Raw genomic sequence first — 15,682 nt, 5'->3', positions numbered from 1 at the left:
GGTATTTCTTGGTTTGCGTTGTTTAGCGAGCGTCGACTTTCGCAGCCGGTGGTAGTTCGGAGTCGATATCGTCGAGGCGCCCGTTCATGGCGGCATCGAGCTTGGTGCGGTCGAGCTGGCCTTCCCAGCGCGCGACCACCACGGTGGCGACCGCATTGCCGATAAAGTTTGTTAGGCTACGGCATTCACTCATGAACCGGTCGATGCCTAGGATGAGCGCCATGCCCGCGACCGGTACCGCGGGCACGATCGACAGCGTTGCAGCGAGCGTTATAAACCCCGCCCCGGTCACCCCTGCAGCGCCCTTGGACGAAAGCATTGCCACCGCGAGCAGCGCGATCTGCTCGCCTATTGAAAGGTCGATGCCCGTCGCCTGCGCGATGAATAGCGCCGCCAGCGTCATGTAGATGTTGGTGCCGTCGAGGTTGAATGAGTAACCGGTCGGCACGACGAGGCCGACCACCGCCTTGTCGCAGCCCGCCCGCTCCATCTTGCCTATCAGCGCAGGTAGTGCAGCCTCCGAGGACGACGTGCCCAGCACCAGCAGCAGCTCGGCTTTCAGATAGCGGATCAGCTTGAAGATCGAGAAGCCAGTGAGCCGCGCGACCGTGCCGAGTACCACGATGACAAACAGCGCGGCAGTGAGGTAGAACAGCCCAACCAGCTCGGCGAGGTTGGCGAGGCTCTCCACGCCGTAATTGCCGACGGTAAACGCGATCGCCCCGAACGCGCCGATGGGGGCCAGGCGCATCAGCAGGCCGACGATCCGGAACACGATGGCGCTCAGCCGATCGAGCATGGTCAGTACGGGCTTGGCCGGCTCGCCCACCAGCACGATCGCGACCCCGGTCAGGATCGAGACCAGCAGCACCTGCAGGATGTTCTCGCCGACCAGCGGGGAGACGAGCGAGTCCGGGATGATGTCGAGAAGGAAGCCCTGCAACGAAACGTCATGCGCCTTTGCGGCATAATCGCTCACCGCGCCGCCATCGAGCGTGGCGGGATCGATGGCGAGCCCCGCGCCCGGCTGCACGACGTTGGCGACGATCATGCCGATGATCAGCGCCAGCGTGGAGAAGAACAAGAAGTAGACGAACGCCTTCAGCGCGACGCGGCCGACCTCGGCAAGGTCCTTGATCCCAGCGATGCCGGTGACGAGCGTCAAAAAGATCACCGGCGCGATGATCATCTTTACGAGCTTGATGAACCCGTCGCCCAGCGGTTTGAGCGAAGTGCCGACGTCGGGCCAGACATGGCCGATCACCGCGCCGAGTGCGATTGCCACCAGTACCTGCACGTAAAGATGCGCCCACCACGGGCGTTTCCGCTCTGCCGGCGGCTCGGCTGTAGCCAACATTATCACTCTCCCTGGCGCCGCCACCTGCGATCAGTCGCGTTTCGCCCACAAAACATAGGGCGGCTGCAAACTTCGGACCACCGATTTGAAAATTTCTGTAACTATTTGATAATAGAATAAAACTGGGACGGGCCTTAATGCGATTGTGCGGTAATCCGCATCATACCGGTGGACATCGTGCCGATTTCCGCACACAGGCCGATTTCCATGTCGTTAGAAAAAATTCCCACGCGCTTTGGGGCTTCTTCCATGGCGTTCGTGCTAGCCTTGGTCATTCTAAGCGGTGTCCTCGTCTGGGGTGCGGGCCGGATCGCGGGAACGCACGCTGTCGATCGCTTGCACCGCAGCGCCGAAGCGTCCGCAGCGCTGCACAGTGCCGTTCTTCGCAGCGAGTTGGAGAAGTACCGCCTGCTGCCCTTCGCTCTGGCCAGCGATCCTGACGCCGTCGAAGCGGTCAGGATCGCCGACCCCTCCCGCCTGACCGACTTCGATCGGAAGCTCGAGCAACTGAGCGGTGCGATTGACGCAGCCGCCATCTATTTGATCGACAGCAGCGGTACGACGATCGCCGCAAGCAACTGGAACCGCGCGGACAGCTTCATCGGTTCTAACTATGCGTTTCGAGACTATTTTCGGCGCGCGTACCGTGACGGAGCAGCGGAGCAGTTCGCGCTCGGCACCGTTAGCCGCCATCCCGGGCTATACATCGCGCGGCGGATAGACAGCGCGGCGGGCGGCGGCGTCATCGTCGTCAAGGTCGAGTTCGATCGTCTGGAACAAGAATGGGCGCGTTCGGACGAACCCGCATTCGTGACCGATGCCCTCGGTGTGGTGCTGGTGAGCAGCCGGCCGGAATGGCGCTTCCACAGCCTGCGCCCGCTTCCCGAGTTGGTGAAGGACCATATGCGCGCCAGCCTCGATTACGGACAAGCGCCGCTTTCGCCGCTGGACCTCGCAGAGCGATCGTACAATGGCCGGCCGCTCCTGGAGGTGGAAGGAAGGAGCCCGTTCGTACCCGTGACCGCGCCGACGGGAACGCGCGGCTGGACACTCCATCTCCTTTATCCGACGCAAGGCGCGATCGCGGTCGCGGAGAACGGCGCCCGAGTCGCCATGGCGATGGCCTTGGTTCTCATCTTGGCCATCGTCCTCTTCGTGGCACGTCGCCGGCAGCGGCAGCGCCTCAGGATCGAACGCGAAGCCGAGGCGCGGATCGCGTTGGAACGGGAGGTCGAGGCAAGAACCGCCGACGTGCGCTCCGCCAATCGCGATCTGAAACGGGAAATGTCGGACCGCCGCGCGAGCGAGGCGCGGTTGCAGGAAACGCGCGAACAGCTGGTGCAAGCGAACAAGCTGGCCTCGCTTGGCCAGATCACCGCGGGCGTCGCCCACGAGATCGCGCAGCCCGTCGCCGCCATCCGCAGCTATGCCGACAACGGACGCACGCTCCTCGGCCGTGGCCGCACCGAAGACGCGGAGGCGAATTTTTCGGTGATTGCCGAAATGACCGATCGGATCGGCACGATCACCGGCGAACTGCGCAGCTTCTCCCGAAAGACGAGCGGCGCGCCGAAGCCAATGCTGCTCTCCGACGCGATCGACGGCGCGTTGATGCTGCTGCATGATCGGATCGAGCGGCAGGGCGTCGCGGTGACGGTCGATCCGACCGCCGGGTTGATCGTGCTGGCCGAGCGCGTGCGGTTGGAACAGGTGCTCGTCAACCTGCTCGGCAATGCGCTCGACGCCTTGCGAAGTGAAAGCACCTCGTTGATCGCGATCGCCATCTCCGCAGCCGGCGAGGCGATCGACCTCACAATCTCCAACAATGGACCGCCGATAGCGGCCGACGTCGCTCGGAACCTGTTCAGACCGTTCAACTCCGGCAAGAAGGACGGCCTCGGCCTCGGGCTGGTGATATCGCAGGAGATCATGCGCGAATTTGGCGGCGATCTGCGGTTCGTGCCGGAGGGCGATCGCGTTGTGTTCCGCCTTACCCTGCGGACCGTGCGCCAGTGAGCCGCGTCGCCTGTTCCCGCGTCGCGTTCGTCGACGACGATGCCGATCTGCGCCGCGCCAATATACAGAGCCTGGAACTGGAAGGGCTGGTACCGCAGCCTTTTGCGAGCGGCGACGACGCGCTCGCCCGGATCGATCGCGATTTCGAGGGTGTGGTCGTAACCGATCTACGGATGCCGGGCATGGACGGCATGCAGCTGCTTGCCGCCTTGCGCGAGCGCGACCCGGACCTGCCGGTCGTCCTCATCACCGGGCACGGCGATGTCCCTCTGGCGGTGAAGGCGATCCGCGACGGCGCCTATGATTTCCTGACCAAGCCCTACCATCCCGAAACATTACTCCGCTCGCTGCGACGCGCGCTCGAACAGCGCTCGCTGGTGCTCGACAACCGCCGTCTGCGCGCGGAGGCGGAACGCGCGGCAACCTCCTCCGCCTTGATTGGCCCATCACCGCAAACCGAACTCCTGCGGCGGACGATCGACCAGCTCGGTCCGGCAGAGATCGACATCCTGATCGAGGGGGAGACGGGAACCGGAAAGTCGCTCGTCGCTGGACTGCTCCACCGTGCCAGCGGACGCGGCGGCAAGCCAATGGTGACCCTCGACGCCGCAGCCTTGCCCGAGGCGAGCGTGGAGAGCGAACTGTTCGGTCACTATGCCGGCGCCTTTCCTGGCGCACAGCATTCGCGCAGCGGGCGTGTGATGAGCGCAAATTACGGCACGCTGTTCATCGATAACCTCGATGCGTTACCGCTTGCGATTCAACCCAAGCTGCTGCGCCTGATCGAAGACCGCGTCATCCTTCCTCTCGGCAGTGACAGGGTCGAGCCGATCGACGTGCGCTTGATTGCTGCAAGCGAGCGCGACCTCGGACGGGAGGTTGCCGAGGGACGTTTTCTCGGCGCGCTCTACTACCGCCTGAACGCTGTGACGCTGCAAGTTCCGCCGCTGCGCGAGAGACGGAGCGATATCCCGGTGCTATTCGCGCATTTCCTGGACGAAGCGGCTGCGCGGCAGAAGCGAACAGTCCCGGACATTGGACCGGGGTTATGGCGCCGGTTCGACACAGACACCTGGCCCGGAAATGTGCGAGAGCTCATGCATTTGGCGGAACGCCATGTGCTGGGCCTGAAAGATTTCGAAGACACGGACGCCCCGGTCGGGATTTTATCGCTCCGCGAGCGCGTGGCGTCATTCGAAAAGCAGCAAATCGTCCACGCGCTGTGCCGCACGGGCGGCGATATCAGGCAAACCATGGTTCTGCTCGAACTACCGCGAAAGACGCTTTATGACAAAATGAATCGCTTCGGGATATCGCCGAGTGATTGGCGGGGCTGATCCATGGGATCAATCCGAAATTCCTGTTTAGTTGCAAGGGCTGGTACTCACAGCATGAAATTAACTTGCTGGTAGGGCTAGCCTGACCATTTGACGTGCCCCCCAGGTTTCCCCAGCTGGAATCAGAGCGGGGCCGTTGTTTTACGCATCAACGCGGCTCAAGCTCGGCGGCGATCGCAGCCGGGGTGCGTAGCCAAATGCCGAGTGCGGCTTCGCACGATTCCAGTTCTGCATCCCAGCCGCGATCTCGACGCGGGCACGAGCAAGGCGGTATACGGCTCGGGGACTATCTCAACTGGGTTTTTGGCCCAACAGACCTGAAGCAATGAATGGTTCGCGCGATTTCGCGCCGTTCGTAGTCACCATATGCCTCTGGGCTGGAGCAGCGTGGGGCTCTCGACGAAACCGACTACTAACACGCATGTGCCGTGGTCCGCCAGCCGAAGCAGCCGTTTCGCCTTCCACCCACTCTTGCCGAGCCAATCGGCTTGAACGGATGTCAGGTTACGGGACCAGATCGGTGACTTTGGATGTATGAGATTGGGGCTCGAAACCGATAGACAAGAATTGGGCCGTTAGCGGAATCACAGCTTCTGAGTGGGATGCCTACCAAAGCTGACATCCCCGGCTATCTGGAATAGGTTCAGAGGTCTAGGAGCGCCAACATCGGCGCTTAACCAAACTCGGCGCTCCTGAGGTATCAAGCTACATTCCAGCTGCAGTCGGGCGCACGATTACCTCGTTGATGTCGACACCCTCCGGTTGTTCCAGAGCATAACGGATCGCCCTTGCAATGGCATCCGGCGTCAGCGATTTTTCCCTCCAAGCGGTCAGCGCGGATGCAATCTGCGGATCGGTTATGTCGTTGCCCAGCTCTGTCTCTACGACACCTGGCGAGATAATCGTGGTGCGAATATCGTCGTGCTCCTGCCGAAGTCCTTCCGTGAGTGCCCACACCGCGTATTTGGTTGCACAATAGACCGCCGCGCTTGGCATCACGAGATGCGCCGCTATCGAGGCCACATTGACCACATGCCCGGAGCGTTGAGCGATGAAGCCAGGCAGGACCGCCGCGATCCCGTTCAGCACGCCGCGAATGTTGACGTCGATCATTCGAGACCACTCATCCTGTTTCAGCGCAGCAAGGGGTGAGAGTGGCATGACGCCGGCATTGTTGATGAGCACGTCGACGCTTCCGAAGCGTTTCTGCGCCGCCGCAACGAAAGCCTGAAAGTTCTCGGCATCCGTCACGTCCAGCGATTGCCACGCCACAACCTCGCCCAATTCTTCCGTGAGCCTTTCCAGGCGATCGGTGCGCCGCGCGCCGATAAACAGCTTCGCGCCCGTCTCGGCCAGTTCTCTCACGGTTGCCTCGCCGATCCCGCTTGATGCGCCGGTAATCAGCACGGTCTTATCGATGGTCTTACTCATGCCAGTTCCTTTCATTCTGCCTGGTTGCACGACAGATAGGACGATGGTCAGGAGGGCGTGATCTCGATCCGCCGAAACCCTTGCACGATCCTCCAGAATTTAACCTCGACGGATTGCGAATTGGCTCTGGGCAATGGCAAGGCGGGGTAATGTACAAGCATTCCGAACTGGCTGCACAGATCGCGCGGCATGTTGCCCGCACGGGGATGGCCGATACGGCAATCTCGCGGTTGTCCCTGTTTCGCGCTGACGAGCCGACAATGCCGCTGCCCACGGTTTACGAAGCCTCGCTTTGCCTGATCGCCCAAGGTTCGAAGCGTGTATCGCTTGCCGATCAGTGCCTGACCTATGACGCTGAGCATTATCTCTTGGTGTCGCTGGACTTGCCATTGGTAGGGCACGTGACGCAGGCCAGTTCCGAAGCGCCCTACCTTTGTGCGAAAATCGACATCGATCAATCCACATTGGCTGACCTCATTATGGAGGAGGGCGAACGGGCGCCAAAAGCCAACCAGCCGGCACTGGCCGTCTATCGCAGTGACGACGATTTGGTGGATGCCGCGTGTCGACTGGTGCGGCTGCTCGATCGTCCGGAAGGAATCCCTGCCTTGGCTCCATTGATCGAGCGTGAAATTCTTTACCGCCTACTGACAGGACCGCATGGGCCGACATTGCGTTATATGGCGGTGGCCGACAGTCACCTCAGTCAAGTGAGCCGGGCCATCAGCACAATCCGCTCCGCTTTCGATCAATGCTTGCGTATCGACGAGATCGCTGCGGCGGCGGGCATGAGCCCCTCCTCGCTCCATGCGCATTTCAAGGCGGTCACGCAGATGACGCCCCTCGAATACCAGAAGCAGTTGCGGCTTCAGGAAGCGCGGCGGCTCATGCTTTCGGAAGGGGTGAGCGCAGGGTCAGCTGGGTTCGCAGTTGGCTACGACAGCCCCTCACAGTTCAGCCGCGAATACTCCAGACTGTTCGGCGCCCCACCAAGACAAGACATCCTGCGCTTGCAAAACAGCGAGAGTATATTGATGCCACTTTGATACCTGATCGGGTGACAAGAAATGACGCCGTGAGCGACGCTACAGCAAAGTCGGTGGACAGGCGTTCGGCAAACCCTGGGCGACCGCGAGGAGCGGCTTTGGGTAGGACGGCGCTGCGGCGCTCGCGCGATTGCTGAACATATCGTACCAGTCGCGTAGAACAGCGCAGCCTTCAGGCAGGGGAACGCCATAGAGTTTTTCGGCAAACTGAAGCGTGGCCATGGCGATGCAATCGGCGATGGTTACCCCGTCACCAGCGAGGAACGTGCCGGCGGTTTCGCTTGCCAGCGTGTCAAGCAGACGCAGGCGACCGTAATAGGCATCCGCCGCAATGGTTGCAGCTTCCCGGCTTTGTTCCTCGCGTCCTGCGAATGCCGGACTGCCCTTGTGGCACCAGATCCCGAATTGCAGCGCGGCCTCGTCGATGACCGCGACCAGTTCGCGCGTCCGCGCGCGCAGTTCCGGCGTCGCGCCCAGCATGTCAGGCGAAGGGTAGCGCTCTTCCAGATATTCGAGGATAGCGATCGAGGAGCGGACCAGCGTGCCGTCTTCGGTCCGCAAGATCGGAACGGTCGCGAGCGGGCTCAGTCGCTCCAGTTCGGGGGGCGGCCATCCAGCCGAGATATCGAACGCGATCCGGTCGATATCCGCGACCCCCTTTTCGGCGAGATAGATGCCGACGCGGCGAGGATAGAGGCCCCATTCCAGTTCGTAGAGGGTCATGCTCATGCGGCGGCTCCGGCCATGGATGGCTCGAATACCAGCGACTGGTGGAGCGAGATGCCCGCGGTCACGCCGTCGGCCGAAGCCCAGCTCGCATTATGGGGCGCGCGGGCGATGTCGCCGGCTGCGTATACGCCGGGTTCGCTGGTGAGCTGGGCGGCATCGGTCCGGACCATCGGGCCGAAGGGTCCGTCGTCGAGCGCGCAGCCGAGCCGTTCGGCGATCGGACTGTTGAGCTTCGAGCGCGGCGCGAGAAACAGCGCATCGATCGCTGCCTCGCGGCCGTCGTCGAGCAGCAACGATGTCAGCGTGCGGTCCTTGCCCCGCAGCTCCTGTATCGAGGCGGCTTCGATCGATACCCCGCGCCGGTCGAGAAGCGTCCGCGCATCCCCCTCGGGATGAGGGTTGCCGTTCAGATAGAGCGTCGTCGCTCCCCAATCGGCAATCAGCGCCGCCTGATGCGCCGACAGGGGTGCAGTCCACAGCACACCGAGCCTACCGTCCCGATATTCGTATCCATGGCAATAGGGGCAGTGCAGCACGCTATCGCCCCACCGTTCGGACAGGCCCGAAATTGCGGGAAGCACGTCGGAAATCCCGAACGCCAGCACCAGTTTTCTTCCTGTGAGCGCTCCACCACTTGCAAGCGTCACCTCGAAACCGCCATCGACCCGTGTCGCATCGCACGCCATGTGGGCGATCATGCGAACGGTTGGATAGGCTGCGAGCTGGTCGCGGGCGTTGACGATCATGGCCTCGGGCGCTGCACCGTCCTGGCCGAAGAAACCGTGCGAGGCGTCCGCGAACCGGTTGCGCGGCTCGCCCGTGTCGAGGACGCATACCGATCGGCGCCCACGGGCGATCTGCATCGCCGCCGACAGACCTGCATAGCTCCCCCCGATGACGACGGCATCATAGTTCATTTGTAATCTCCTGATCGGAACCATGGGCACGTGCGCTCATGCGGCGATGGAAGTCGTAGCTCAGCTGAGCTAACGTTACGCTGTCGAAACGGTCGAGCAGCACGCTTCGCGCCTCGTCGTAAGCGCTGCCCAGCGCCTCGTTGACGGCCTCTTCGACCAGGCATCCCGGCGCATCGGTTCGGTTGCCCATCGCGAAGAGTTCGGGGCTATCCAACCATGTGTAGATGTCACGCAGCGTGACGTCCGAAAGTGGCCGCTCGATCGACCAGCCACCTCCGTGGCCCTTTTCGGATCTGACAAACCCCGCCTTGCGTAGGCCCGCCATCGTGCGCCGCATCGTAGCCGGGTTGCTCCCCATGATCGCCGCCATGGTCTCGGAAGTTACCGGACGATCCATTTCGGCCATATGCAGCAGTACATGGAGTACGCCGGATAATCTGCTATCGCATTTCATGTATCTTGATATGATACGTGATCCTGTTCGGGTCAAGAGGTGTCTGCATCCGCTTTCCGGGACCTCAGCGCGATCGATATGGCTCCAGGAAGGGCGTCAGCAGCTCGAGAAGCGCTTGCGGCATCTCTTCCGGTACGAAATGCCCGCAATCGGGAATGATGGCGCAAGCCACGTGATCAGCCACCTGCCTCAGCTGCTCTTCCACCGCAGCCGCGCAGGCCAACTCTCCTGCAAAGCCTAGAACCGGCATCTGCAGCTTGCTCTCCATTCGTTTGTGGTTCGCCGGGATGTCCTCGTCGATCGCGCGATAATAATCGAAGCTGGCGGTCAGGGTGCGGCGATCCTGCTTGATGAGGTCGATGTAGAAGGCTCGCACCTCGGCTGGGATGGGATTGGGAACGGGGATCTTGGTGAACTGATAGTCGAAAAAGATCTCCTCCCGGCCGACCACCAACTCTTCGGTCACGCCGCGCACCCGGCAGAAATTGTTGTGCCACAGGAAGTCGTTGAGCGGACGCTCGTCCGGGATCAGCGGAGGTGATTCGGCGACACCCGGGATGATGGCTTCGCCGAGCGCGATCCGCTCGATCCGCTCCGGCTGGTCCGCCGCCATTGCGTAGCCGACCCACATGCCGCAATCGTGGCCGACCATCGCAAACCGTTCATGGCCGAGCGCCGTCATCAGGCCGAACAGGTCCTGACCGATTGTGCCCTTGTCGTAACCACCCTCCGGTTTGTCCGAGATCCCGAGTCCACGGGGATCGGGCACAACAAGAGTGAAGTCTTCCGCAAGCGGAAGCATCACATCGCGCCAGATGTACCAGTTCTGCGGCCATCCGCCGAGCAGAAGGAGCGGCGGACCTTCGCCCCCGATCACCGCATGCAGCGCGATCTCGCCAGTGGGCACCGAATAGCTTTCGAAAACATCGGTAAAGCCGTCCGGCAACGCCGGTACGTCGCGAACTGAGCCAAACCCCTCGAGGGTCGGGAAGGGCAATGAAGTCATATGCGAACTCCTATCTTTAGTGATCGCTACAAACTAAGCCGTTGCCCTCTGGCGTCAAGCTGTGTTTAGTGATCGCTATGGATAAACCGCCCACCCGCCGACGGTCCGGCCCGCGCACTTTTGATAGGGATCAAGCCGTGGACACCGCGATGCGGCTGTTCCGGCGTCACGGATATGAAGGCGTTTCGATAGCGGACCTGACTGGTGCCATCGGCATCGCGCCACCCAGCCTGTACGCAGCTTTCGGGAGCAAGGCGGGGCTCTATCGCGAAGCGCTCGATCGCTACACGGCGCTTCCGGGCGCGGTCGATGGGATGGCCGGCGCCGACACTCTGGAACAGGCTGTTTCGGGCTTGCTGACCGCAGCGATCAGGGCTGTGCTTACCGACGAGCGTGGCTGCATGATCTCCACCGGCCTGGTCGAGGGAGGAGCAGTGCAGCAGGAGCTTGCCCGCGAATTGCGCGATCGCCGCTTGGATCTGCGAAGCCGGATTGCGGACGGCCTGAGCCGTTGGCTGGAGCCTCGCGAAGCAGGCCGCCTTGCTGCCTACCTGCTGGCAGTCCAGCAAGGCATGGCCATCCAGGCGCGCGACGGCGCGGACGAGCGCGAATTACTTAGCATCAGGGACGAGGTAATGGCCGGGATCAGGGCGCGCCCGGCTTCGCCTTCGGCTCAAGTGCGATGATAGGGTTAGTGTGCGGCCGGTGACAGTTGTCGCCATCTCCGTTCTTAAAGGTGCCAAACGGGGGGCACCCGATAATCGGTCGCTCAGTTCATGCCGGTGCTCGCTTGAAAGCGGCCGATCAAGCTACCAAGTCGACCGCTTTCTTTTCAGATTTCAGTCTGCTCCGCCACGAGCAGTGCATCTTTGACGGTGACGCCAGGGAGCGGGCGCAGTTTTCGCTTCTCGGATGTCCAAGGAGTATCTGAATCGCGCGCATGTTGTCTTTGGCATAGTAAATCACCGCGGCTTCGTCCGATGCGGCGAATGGGTACCACACTCAAATTTGCGCAAACCGGTGGCGGTCACCGACGCTTCGATTAGGCGGGGATACTGGCGAGTGGTCATATAGATCTGGCGGGTGAATAGTCCGGCCGTTCGATATCTGCGACGATCCCGAGATGCGTAGGCGTCCAGCCAAGCGTATCGCGGGTCCATGCGTTCGAAACCGGGCCGTTATTGCCGACCCACATGGCGAGCGGACCGAAGTGATCCTCGGCTTCTTCCGGCGTTAACGAGCGCGCGGGCAATCCGGTTTGGCGACCGATCGCTTCTGCGATAGCGCGGTAGGGGACGCCTTGTTCGGCAACGTTGTGATACGCCTCGCCGCGCGCGCCGCGTTCCAGGGCGAGGCGATAGAGCCGTGCGGCGTCGCGGCGGTGTACGGCGGGCCATAGATTGTCTCCCTCGCCGATATAGCCCGCGAAGCCTTTCTGCCGCGCCACCGCAGCGAGCATAGGCACGAAGCCATGCGTTTCGCCATGGCCGTGGACGGATCGGGGATTGCGCACGACGCTGGCATGAAGGCCGCGTTCGGCCAGTGCGAACGCCGTCTGCTGCGATGCGCGGGGGAAATCAGGTTTGATGGCCGGGCGATCGCTTTCGAAAGCCATGCTACCGTCGGTCTGGATGAACCCGTCGGTGACAACGATGGGGCGGGTGGAACCCCCGAACGCTGCGCCAAACGCTTCTATGGCTCCAGCGTCTTCAGCGGCGAGTTCGTCGATCCGCGAAATCTCGAGGCCGAATGCCGTGTGGATCACGCCATCGGCCTCGGAAGCGCATTCACGCAGCATGTCCAAGTCCCCTAGCGTCCCGATCACCGGCTCGATCCCTGCCGCCTTCGCCGTTTCCGCCTTGGCCGGCGAGCGGACCAGACCGACGACCGAATGGCCCCCTTCCAGCAATTCTTGGGCGACCAGGCTGCCGATCCAGCCGCTGGCTCCTGTAAGAAAAACGCGCATGACCATTCTCCTTTAGCGGCGAAGCGAAAACCGCTACACCATATGTCAGTTACTGACATAGTCGTCATGTCAGTGACTGACAAGAGGATGAAGTAGGATGGCTGGTGATTCACGTCTGCGCTTGCAACAGGCCGCGATCGACCTGTTTGCCAGCGACGGGTTCGAAACGGTGACGGCTGCGCAAATCGCCGCGCGTGCCGGAGTGACCGAGCGGACCTTCTTCCGCCACTTTCCCGACAAGCGCGAGGTGTTGTTCGACGGGCAGAACGTGTTGCTGGCGGCGCTGGAGGCGGGACTTGCGGAGGCGCCGAGCAGCGCCGGCGAACTTGCTGCCCTGTTCCATGCGTTTCGCAGCGTCGTGCCGCTGCTTGAGGCCAACCGTCCCTTCTCGCAACCGCGCCAACGGATAATCGCGGCCAACCCGGCCCTGAAAGAGCGGGAGGCCGCCAAGCTGACGGTTCTGGTCGACGCGATGACCGAGGCGTTGAAGGCGCGCGCGAAAACCGATCTGCGCGCCCGGCTCGCGGCGACAACGGGCATCGCCGCCTTCGCAATGGTCACGACCGCCTGGCTGGAAGATGGCGAACCGGACCTTCTTTCTCGCCTTGCCGAAAGCGAGGAAGAACTCCGGTCTCTCTGGGCAGATCCTCGAGGGTGAACGATCACCCTGCAGTCACCACTTTTCGCTATCGATCGGCGGTCGTCGTTCGCCGCGTAGAACGCTACGTCAGCTGTCCGCCAAACGGTCCAGCCATTCACGCATCAGCGATTTCTCCGCCGCCGAAAGCGAGCCGATACCGTCGAGATGTGCACGCAGTGCAATAGCATGGGTCGCTGCACCGTTTCGGTCCGACTCGGCTTCCTTATTGACGATCGTCGCCAAGGCCCCATCGCGAGCAAGGACGATCAACCGCTTGTCCCGCTCCTCTAGCGGCAAGGCGAGGAGGGTGGTGACGATGCCTACCGCGGATGCGTGAACCAGCGCGATGGCCCGCTCTTCCGCGACCCGAAGGCGTCCGGCCTGCGCTATCTTCGCCACTCGGCGCCGCAGGGCAGCCATACCGGCAAGCGCCGCTGGAGACTGGGCCAGCGGCGAGCCGATCTCGTTCATGATCGCGAAGATGTCCGGATTTTCTAGACCGAAGGCGACATAGCGGTCCCATCCGTTCCGCAGATCCTCCACCGGATCGGGATGCGGCGCATCCGCCTCCTTTTCGCTCACGAAACGCGCCAGTCTGTCCTGCGCCAAGGCAGCGAGCAGTCCGCGTTTGTCGCCAAAGATGCGATAGAGCGTAGGCGGCTGGATCGAGGCTTTCATCGCCACGGCGCGTGTCGTCAGTGCGCTCGTTCCCCCAAGCGCGACAAGTTCGGCCGCGGCATCGAGTACCGCCGTTCGGGTGTCGATATCGGTGGCGTCGTCCGTTGGCATGGCCGGATAATATCAACGCTACAGGAACTTTGATAGCGCCGATCGCTTATCTCTGTTATCAATGGTAACAAGACGTGTGTATCACTGGAAGGATTGCTGTTATGCTCATGGTAACAGGTGCCAACGGCCATCTCGGTCGGGCGGTCATAGAAGCTCTCATAAACCGCAATCCGCCGGAGGAGATCGTGGCGGGGTCACGCGAACCGGGATCCCTCGCCGTTCCGGATAGGGTTGCAATGCGGCGGGCGGACTTCTCCGATCCTGCCGGTTTGGCCGAGGCTTTCGCGGACGTAGATCGCATCGAGATAATCTCCGTCGACAAGCTTGGAGAGGAAGCCCGGAACCTGCACCGCAATGCGATCCATACGGCGTGCTCAGCCGGTGTCGCGCAAATTTTCTACACCTCTCATGCAGGCGCTCGCGAGGGATCGCCCTTCGCCCCCGCCGACCAACATGCGGCGACCGAGGCGGACCTCGCCGCCGCCGACACGCCGTTCACGGCACTGCGCCACGGGTTCTACGCCGAAAGCTGCCTCCATATGATTGGTAGCGATCTAAGGACCGGCGAACTGCGCGTGCCGGAAGATGGCCCGATCAATTGGACGGCACGCGCCGATTTGGCAGAAGCTGACGCCGCGCTACTGGTGGGCGAGGCGACGTTCGACGGTGCGACGCCGCCACTCACCGCAGCCAAGGCGCAGACCATGGCCGAGATCGCCGAACTCGCCTCGCAGGTAACGGGGCGCGAGATCCTGCACACCGTCGTTTCGGACGCTGAGTGGAAGGAGGCGAAGATCGCGGCGGGCGTGCCCGAACTCTACGCAGAAATGTTGCTCGGCACCTTTCGCGCCGCGCGCCGCGGTGATTTCGACTTGGTCGACCCGGCGCTCGAAAAGTTGCTTGGCCGCCCACCCCGTTCGATGGGCGACATTCTCGCCGCCGAACTCGCTCCCGCAACAGCATCCCACCACATTTGAAAGACCTCGCCATGCTCGACACACACAACGCCGTCGCCAATTCCGGCACCTTCGCGCTCGGTCATCGCACCGTTCACCGCATGGGATACGGCGCGATGCAACTGGCCGGACCGCACGTATTCGGACCGCCCGAAGACCGTGACGGCGCGATGGCCGTGCTTCGCGAAGCAGTAGCCCTCGGCATCGACCATATCGACACAAGCGACTTTTATGGCCCGCACCATACCAATCGCGTCATCCGCGATGCACTTGCCCCTTATTCCACCGATCTCACTCTGGTGACCAAGCTGGGCGCGCGGCGTGACGATGAGGGCGCCTGGCTGCCGGCGATGCAACCCAAAGAATTGATCGATGCGGTCCAGAGCAATTGCGATAATCTCGGCATTGAGCGGATCGAGATCGCCAACCTGCGGCTGATGTTTGGGGAAGGCGATGCTGGGCCTACGCCCGGCGATGTGCGCCCTCTGCTCGAACCCCTCATCGCGCTGAAAGAGCGGGACCGGATCGGCGCGCTCGGTATCAGCAACGCCTTGCCCGAACAGGTGGAAGCCGCGCGTTCGATGACCAAGATCGTCTGCGTACAGAACATGTACAATCTCGCCAATCGGCGCGACGATGACCTGATCGATTATCTTGCTAGGGAGGGGATTGCCTATGTGCCGTTCTTCCCGCTTGGGGGCTTTAATTCCCTGCAATCGGACACACTGAAAAGCGCTGCGAAAGGCCTCCAAGCTACTCCAATGCAAGTTGCACTCGCGTGGTTGCTCCAGCGGTCTCCCAATATTTTGCTGATTCCGGGTACAAGTTCGGTGGAGCACCTGCGGCAAAACGTCGCGGCGGCCAATCTTCATCTCCCCGATGGAGCCTTGGCAGCGCTGGACGCGATAGCCGGTTAGTCTCGCGCTAAGTTTCAATAGCTGGCTTTAAGGTCGTCGAGACCGTTTTCCGACTGACCGGGATTAGAGCAAAGCTGCCGCTAAGCTGGCGCCCGATCAACGGCAGCTTGCGGGAAGAACA

The 15,682-nt window shown here is 62.1% G+C and carries 15 protein-coding genes; 7 read left to right on the top strand and 8 right to left on the bottom strand.

What is annotated here, in order from left to right; genetic code table 11:
- Positions 1-22 precede the first annotated feature (22 nt).
- Positions 23-1,357 (bottom strand): dicarboxylate/amino acid:cation symporter, encoded by a 1,335-nt coding sequence (locus H7X45_RS13820; protein WP_187335360.1) that lies wholly within the window; start codon positions 1,355-1,357, stop codon positions 23-25.
- A 249-nt stretch (positions 1,358-1,606) separates the two neighbouring features.
- Here H7X45_RS13820 and H7X45_RS13815 point away from each other — a divergent pair, with 249 nt between their 5' ends.
- Together H7X45_RS13815 and H7X45_RS13810 are read left to right on the top strand one after the other, a co-directional pair.
- The gene (locus tag H7X45_RS13815) at positions 1,607-3,373 is read left to right on the top strand and encodes a sensor histidine kinase (protein ID WP_187335359.1); all 1,767 of its coding nucleotides are present in this window, start codon (positions 1,607-1,609) and stop codon (positions 3,371-3,373) included.
- Complete coding sequence (locus H7X45_RS13810) at positions 3,370-4,710, top strand: sigma-54-dependent transcriptional regulator (protein WP_187335358.1); 1,341 nt, start codon at positions 3,370-3,372, stop codon at positions 4,708-4,710. The genes H7X45_RS13815 and H7X45_RS13810 overlap by 4 nt, the downstream gene beginning before the upstream one ends.
- 705 nt (positions 4,711-5,415) lie before the next feature.
- Here the strand turns inward: H7X45_RS13810 and H7X45_RS13805 are convergent.
- Positions 5,416-6,141, bottom strand: coding sequence for an SDR family oxidoreductase (locus H7X45_RS13805; protein WP_187335357.1), 726 nt, complete (start codon positions 6,139-6,141; stop codon positions 5,416-5,418).
- Between the two features lie 149 nt (positions 6,142-6,290).
- On the opposite strand from H7X45_RS13805, the gene H7X45_RS13800 reads away from it, so the two are divergent.
- Positions 6,291-7,187: an AraC family transcriptional regulator gene (locus H7X45_RS13800; RefSeq protein ID WP_187335356.1), complete on the top strand. Its 897-nt coding sequence runs from the start codon at positions 6,291-6,293 to the stop codon at positions 7,185-7,187.
- A 39-nt stretch (positions 7,188-7,226) separates the two neighbouring features.
- On the opposite strand, the gene H7X45_RS13795 is transcribed toward H7X45_RS13800, so the two are convergent.
- From H7X45_RS13795 to H7X45_RS13780, 4 genes are all read right to left on the bottom strand, one after another.
- Complete coding sequence (locus tag H7X45_RS13795) at positions 7,227-7,916, bottom strand: glutathione S-transferase family protein (RefSeq protein WP_187335355.1); 690 nt, start codon at positions 7,914-7,916, stop codon at positions 7,227-7,229.
- Positions 7,913-8,833: an NAD(P)/FAD-dependent oxidoreductase gene (locus tag H7X45_RS13790; RefSeq protein ID WP_187335354.1), complete on the bottom strand. Its 921-nt coding sequence runs from the start codon at positions 8,831-8,833 to the stop codon at positions 7,913-7,915. The genes H7X45_RS13795 and H7X45_RS13790 overlap by 4 nt, the downstream gene beginning before the upstream one ends.
- Positions 8,823-9,287 (bottom strand): Rrf2 family transcriptional regulator, encoded by a 465-nt coding sequence (locus H7X45_RS13785; protein WP_187335353.1) that lies wholly within the window; start codon positions 9,285-9,287, stop codon positions 8,823-8,825. The genes H7X45_RS13790 and H7X45_RS13785 overlap by 11 nt, the downstream gene beginning before the upstream one ends.
- 64 nt (positions 9,288-9,351) lie before the next feature.
- The gene (locus H7X45_RS13780) at positions 9,352-10,293 is read right to left on the bottom strand and encodes an alpha/beta fold hydrolase (protein ID WP_187335352.1); all 942 of its coding nucleotides are present in this window, start codon (positions 10,291-10,293) and stop codon (positions 9,352-9,354) included.
- A 137-nt stretch (positions 10,294-10,430) separates the two neighbouring features.
- Between H7X45_RS13780 and H7X45_RS13775 the strand changes: the two genes are divergently transcribed.
- The gene (locus tag H7X45_RS13775; protein WP_214645504.1) at positions 10,431-10,979 is read left to right on the top strand and encodes a TetR/AcrR family transcriptional regulator; all 549 of its coding nucleotides are present in this window, start codon (positions 10,431-10,433) and stop codon (positions 10,977-10,979) included.
- A 380-nt stretch (positions 10,980-11,359) separates the two neighbouring features.
- Here H7X45_RS13775 and H7X45_RS13770 read toward each other — a convergent pair whose 3' ends face one another.
- On the bottom strand, positions 11,360-12,259 hold the full coding sequence (locus tag H7X45_RS13770) for an SDR family oxidoreductase (protein ID WP_187335351.1): 900 nt from the start codon (positions 12,257-12,259) through the stop codon (positions 11,360-11,362).
- 97 nt (positions 12,260-12,356) lie between these two features.
- Here H7X45_RS13770 and H7X45_RS13765 point away from each other — a divergent pair, with 97 nt between their 5' ends.
- The gene (locus H7X45_RS13765) at positions 12,357-12,917 is read left to right on the top strand and encodes a TetR/AcrR family transcriptional regulator (protein ID WP_187335350.1); all 561 of its coding nucleotides are present in this window, start codon (positions 12,357-12,359) and stop codon (positions 12,915-12,917) included.
- Between the two features lie 69 nt (positions 12,918-12,986).
- On the opposite strand, the gene H7X45_RS13760 is transcribed toward H7X45_RS13765, so the two are convergent.
- On the bottom strand, positions 12,987-13,688 hold the full coding sequence (locus H7X45_RS13760; protein ID WP_187335349.1) for a TetR/AcrR family transcriptional regulator: 702 nt from the start codon (positions 13,686-13,688) through the stop codon (positions 12,987-12,989).
- Between the two features lie 101 nt (positions 13,689-13,789).
- Here H7X45_RS13760 and H7X45_RS13755 point away from each other — a divergent pair, with 101 nt between their 5' ends.
- Positions 13,790-14,665 (top strand): NAD(P)H-binding protein, encoded by an 876-nt coding sequence (locus H7X45_RS13755; RefSeq protein ID WP_187335348.1) that lies wholly within the window; start codon positions 13,790-13,792, stop codon positions 14,663-14,665.
- 11 nt (positions 14,666-14,676) lie between these two features.
- Entirely contained in the window at positions 14,677-15,561 is an 885-nt protein-coding gene (locus tag H7X45_RS13750; protein WP_187335347.1) for an oxidoreductase, read from the top strand.
- Positions 15,562-15,682 lie beyond the last annotated feature (121 nt).

The sequence above is a fragment of the Novosphingopyxis iocasae genome (assembly GCF_014334095.1).
In the GTDB taxonomy this organism is placed as follows: Bacteria; Pseudomonadota; Alphaproteobacteria; order Sphingomonadales; family Sphingomonadaceae; genus Novosphingopyxis; species Novosphingopyxis iocasae.
This window is presented reverse-complemented; position numbering and strand designations above follow the sequence as displayed.